We start from the raw sequence: 3,309 nt of genomic DNA, 5'->3' as shown, positions 1-3,309 counted from the left end.
CCGGGCGCTGGCCGCCTTCGACTCCCCCTACGACACCGACCGGGCCGGCGGGTCGGTGAAGACGCGGACGCCGTACCAGGCGCGCAGCGGGGCGCCGATGCCGGCCAGCGTGGCGGCCAGGGCCTCGCGCCGGTCGGCGCGGACGGGGACGCCGGCCCGGTCGGTGTCGTAGGGGGAGTCGAAGGCGGCCAGCGCCCGGTCCCAGTCGCCGGCCAGTCCGGGCCGCAGCGCCAGCGCGTCCGCGTTGCGGACCAGCAGCGAGAGCAGGCCGCCGGGTGCGAGCACCCGGGCGAGCCCGGCCAGCAGGGGGTCGGGCTCCGGCACGTACATCAGCACGCCGTGGCAGAGGACGAGGTCGAAGGCGCCGGGCGTGAAGTGCGCCCCGGTGTCCCGGCCGTCGCCCTCGATGAGCCGGACCCGGTCCCGGACGTCCGCCGGCTCGGCGGCGAGTACCTTGCGGACGGCGGCCACCGTCGCCGGGTCCGACTCCAGCGCCGTCACCTCGTGCCCCGCGCGCGCCAGGCGCAGCGACTGGGTGCCGTGGGCGAGGCCGACGTCCAGGACGCGCAGGCGCTGTCCGGCCGGGAAGCGCGCAGCCGTCTGCTCGTCTATCTGCCGGGCGACCAGCTCGTGCCGGACGGTGTTCCGCAGGCCTTCGCACAGGCCCTCGTCGGCGACTTCCGCGGCTTCCAGGGCGGGCATGGCGGGTACGGCGTGCACGGTTTCCACCGCGTGCGCGGTTTCCATGACGCCTCCGGCGCCCCCGTACCCGGCGGCCCCCGCGTATGCCGCATATCCAGGGCGCGCCGGATCGGCGAAGCCCACGGCCGGAGCGGGCGCCGGCGGGAAGCCGGCCGGGCTCACGCTCCCCGGCCCCCCGGCCCCGCCGGAGAAGCTTCCGGGGCCCGCGAAACCGCCCGGGTGGGGCTCCGGGGCATGCCCCGGGGACGGCACGGGAGCGGCCGTCACGGAGGCCGTCACGGGAGCCGCCCCGAAGGCGCCTTCAGGAGCCGTGACCGAACCGGCGTACGCCGCCGGGCCCGCGTCGGAGAACGACCCGCCCGTCACCCGGAACACCGCCCCGGGGCCGGGCACGGCGGTCACGGCCGCCCCGGGGCCGGACGCCGGCCCCGATACCGCTCCGGGCCCGTCCGACAGCGTGCCGGCCGGGCCCCACGGGGAGCCGCTCAGGGCTTCTCCCCACGCGCGACCTTCGGCTTGGGCAGCCGCAGCCGCCGCATCTGCAGGGAGCGCATCAGCGCGTACGGGACGGCGCCCCGGGTGGGCTCGCCGGCGAAGCGCTTCTTCAGCTCCTTGCGCAGGCCGAACGCGAGGACCGCCGAGTTCACGACGATCACGAGGATGACGACCATCCACGCCAGCAGCACGTACTGCTGGAACGACCCGCGGTTGAACATGCTGAGGACGAGGATGGCCACCGCCAGCGGCAGGAAGAACTCCATGACGGTGAACCGGGAGTCCACGAAGTCCCGGGCGAAGCGCCGGACGGGCCCCTTGTCGCGGACCGGCAGGAACCGCTCGTCGCCGTTGGCCAGCGCCTCGCGCTGTTTGGCCATGTCGGCCCGGCGGGCCTCGCGCTGCCGCTTGGCGGCCTCCTTGCGGTTGGCCGGCGTGCCGGCGAGGGTACGGCGCTGGGCCGTCGCCTCGCTGCGCTTGGGCGTCGGGCGGCCCTTGGGGGCCTCGGGATGACGGGGCTGCTGGGGCTGGTCCGCGGTCACCTTGGCGTCGGCGGCCTGGGCGGACTGCTCTTCCTTCGAACGGCTTCGGAACACGGAACCCAAGGGTACGGGGTCCCGGGGGTGGACCCCAGCGTTCTGGGGAATGATCCCGGGATGGCCTCCGCGGGACGCCCCGCCCCGCGGGCCGCGCGAACCGAGCTTCCCGGCCCCCACGGGCCGCTCGGGGTTCCCCCGAGGCTCACCCGGTGGGCGGCCTCCTCCTCCCGCCGGAGGAACGCGCCCCCCTGATCGTCCTGCAGGAGGAGCGCATCCGGGTCCGGACAGTGCGGTAATGGGGACAGGCCCCGTACTGTGGGTTCTGTTAGGTGTGATGGAGCCGAAGCCCGAGCTAGTCGGTCAGAAGGGGGCGCGCGAGGCCCATGAGCGGTGTCATGAAGCGTATGGGGATGATTTTCCGCGCGAAGGCCAACAAGGCCCTGGACCGGGCCGAGGATCCGCGCGAGACCCTCGACTACTCGTACCAGAAGCAGGTCGAGCTGCTGCAGAAGGTGCGCCGGGGCGTGGCCGACGTGGCCACCTCCCGCAAGCGCCTGGAGCTCCAGCTCACCCAGCTCCAGGGACAGTCCGCGAAGCTGGAGGAGCAGGGCCGCAAGGCGCTGGCCCTCGGCCGCGAGGACCTGGCGCGCGAGGCGCTCACCCGCCGCGCCGCCCTCCAGCAGCAGGTCAGCGACCTGGAGACACAGCACCAGACCCTCCAGGGCGAGGAGGAGAAGCTCACCCTCGCCTCCCAGCGGCTCCAGGCCAAGGTCGACGCCTTCCGCACCAAGAAGGAGACCATCAAGGCCACCTACACCGCCGCCCAGGCCCAGACCCGCATCGGCGAGGCCTTCTCCGGTATCTCGGAGGAGATGGGCGACGTCGGCATGGCCATCCAGCGCGCCGAGGACAAGACCGCGCAGCTCCAGGCCCGGGCCGGCGCCATCGACGAGCTCCTCGCCTCCGGCGCCCTCGACGACCCCACGGGCATGGCGAAGGACGACATCACGGCCGAGCTGGACCGCCTGTCGAGCGGCTCGGACGTGGAGCTGGAGCTCCAGCGGATGAAGGCCGAGCTCTCCGGCGGCAGCACCGCCAAGCCGGCCATCGAGGGCGGCGCCGCGTCGCAGTCCGCCCAGCCGCAGGACCGGCCCGACTTCCACAAGCGCTGACGCGGGCCGCGGAACGAGAGGAGGCGCCGTGATCGTTCGCATCATGGGGGAGGGCCAGTGGAAGCTGGCCGACAGCCACTTCGCCGAGCTCAACGCGCTGGACGACGAGCTCCTCGACGAGATGGAGAGCGGGGACGAGGACGGGTTCCGCCGGACGCTCGGTGCTCTGCTCGAGGCTGTGCGGCGGATGGGCAGTCCGTTGCCCGACGATGCTCTGGAGCCTTCCGAGTTGATCCTGCCCGCGCCTGATGCGTCGCTCGCGGAAGTCCGCGCGATGCTGAGCGACGACGGTCTCATCCCGGGGTGACCCCTGCGGGGGGGCTGTGCCCCGGTCCCGCCCTTTCACCGTTTCTTGGGGGGCAAGCCCCCCGGATCCCCTGATCGCGGCTTCGCCGCTCGTC

At 74.0% G+C, this 3,309-nt stretch carries 4 protein-coding genes; 2 read left to right on the top strand and 2 right to left on the bottom strand.

The window, feature by feature from the left end; translation table 11 throughout:
* Nucleotides 1-27 precede the first annotated feature (27 nt).
* Nucleotides 28-702, bottom strand: a complete 675-nt coding sequence (locus ACSNOK_RS31950) for a class I SAM-dependent methyltransferase (protein ID WP_436784285.1) — start codon at nucleotides 700-702, stop codon at nucleotides 28-30.
* A 485-nt stretch (nucleotides 703-1,187) separates the two neighbouring features.
* Nucleotides 1,188-1,793 carry a DUF3043 domain-containing protein gene (locus ACSNOK_RS31945; RefSeq protein ID WP_436784284.1) on the bottom strand — a complete coding sequence of 202 codons (606 nt, stop codon included), beginning with the start codon at nucleotides 1,791-1,793 and terminating at the stop codon, nucleotides 1,188-1,190.
* A 326-nt stretch (nucleotides 1,794-2,119) separates the two neighbouring features.
* Here ACSNOK_RS31945 and ACSNOK_RS31940 point away from each other — a divergent pair, with 326 nt between their 5' ends.
* Together ACSNOK_RS31940 and pspAA are read left to right on the top strand one after the other, a co-directional pair.
* The gene (locus ACSNOK_RS31940) at nucleotides 2,120-2,908 is read left to right on the top strand and encodes a PspA/IM30 family protein (RefSeq protein WP_436784283.1); all 789 of its coding nucleotides are present in this window, start codon (nucleotides 2,120-2,122) and stop codon (nucleotides 2,906-2,908) included.
* A 28-nt stretch (nucleotides 2,909-2,936) separates the two neighbouring features.
* Complete coding sequence (pspAA, locus tag ACSNOK_RS31935; protein WP_436784282.1) at nucleotides 2,937-3,215, top strand: PspA-associated protein PspAA; 279 nt, start codon at nucleotides 2,937-2,939, stop codon at nucleotides 3,213-3,215.
* Nucleotides 3,216-3,309 lie beyond the last annotated feature (94 nt).

This window comes from Streptomyces sp. URMC 126 (assembly GCF_051386555.1).
Classification (GTDB): Bacteria; Actinomycetota; Actinomycetes; order Streptomycetales; family Streptomycetaceae; genus Streptomyces.
The sequence above is the reverse complement of the archived record's forward strand: the minus strand, read 5'-3'. Positions and strand labels throughout refer to the sequence as shown.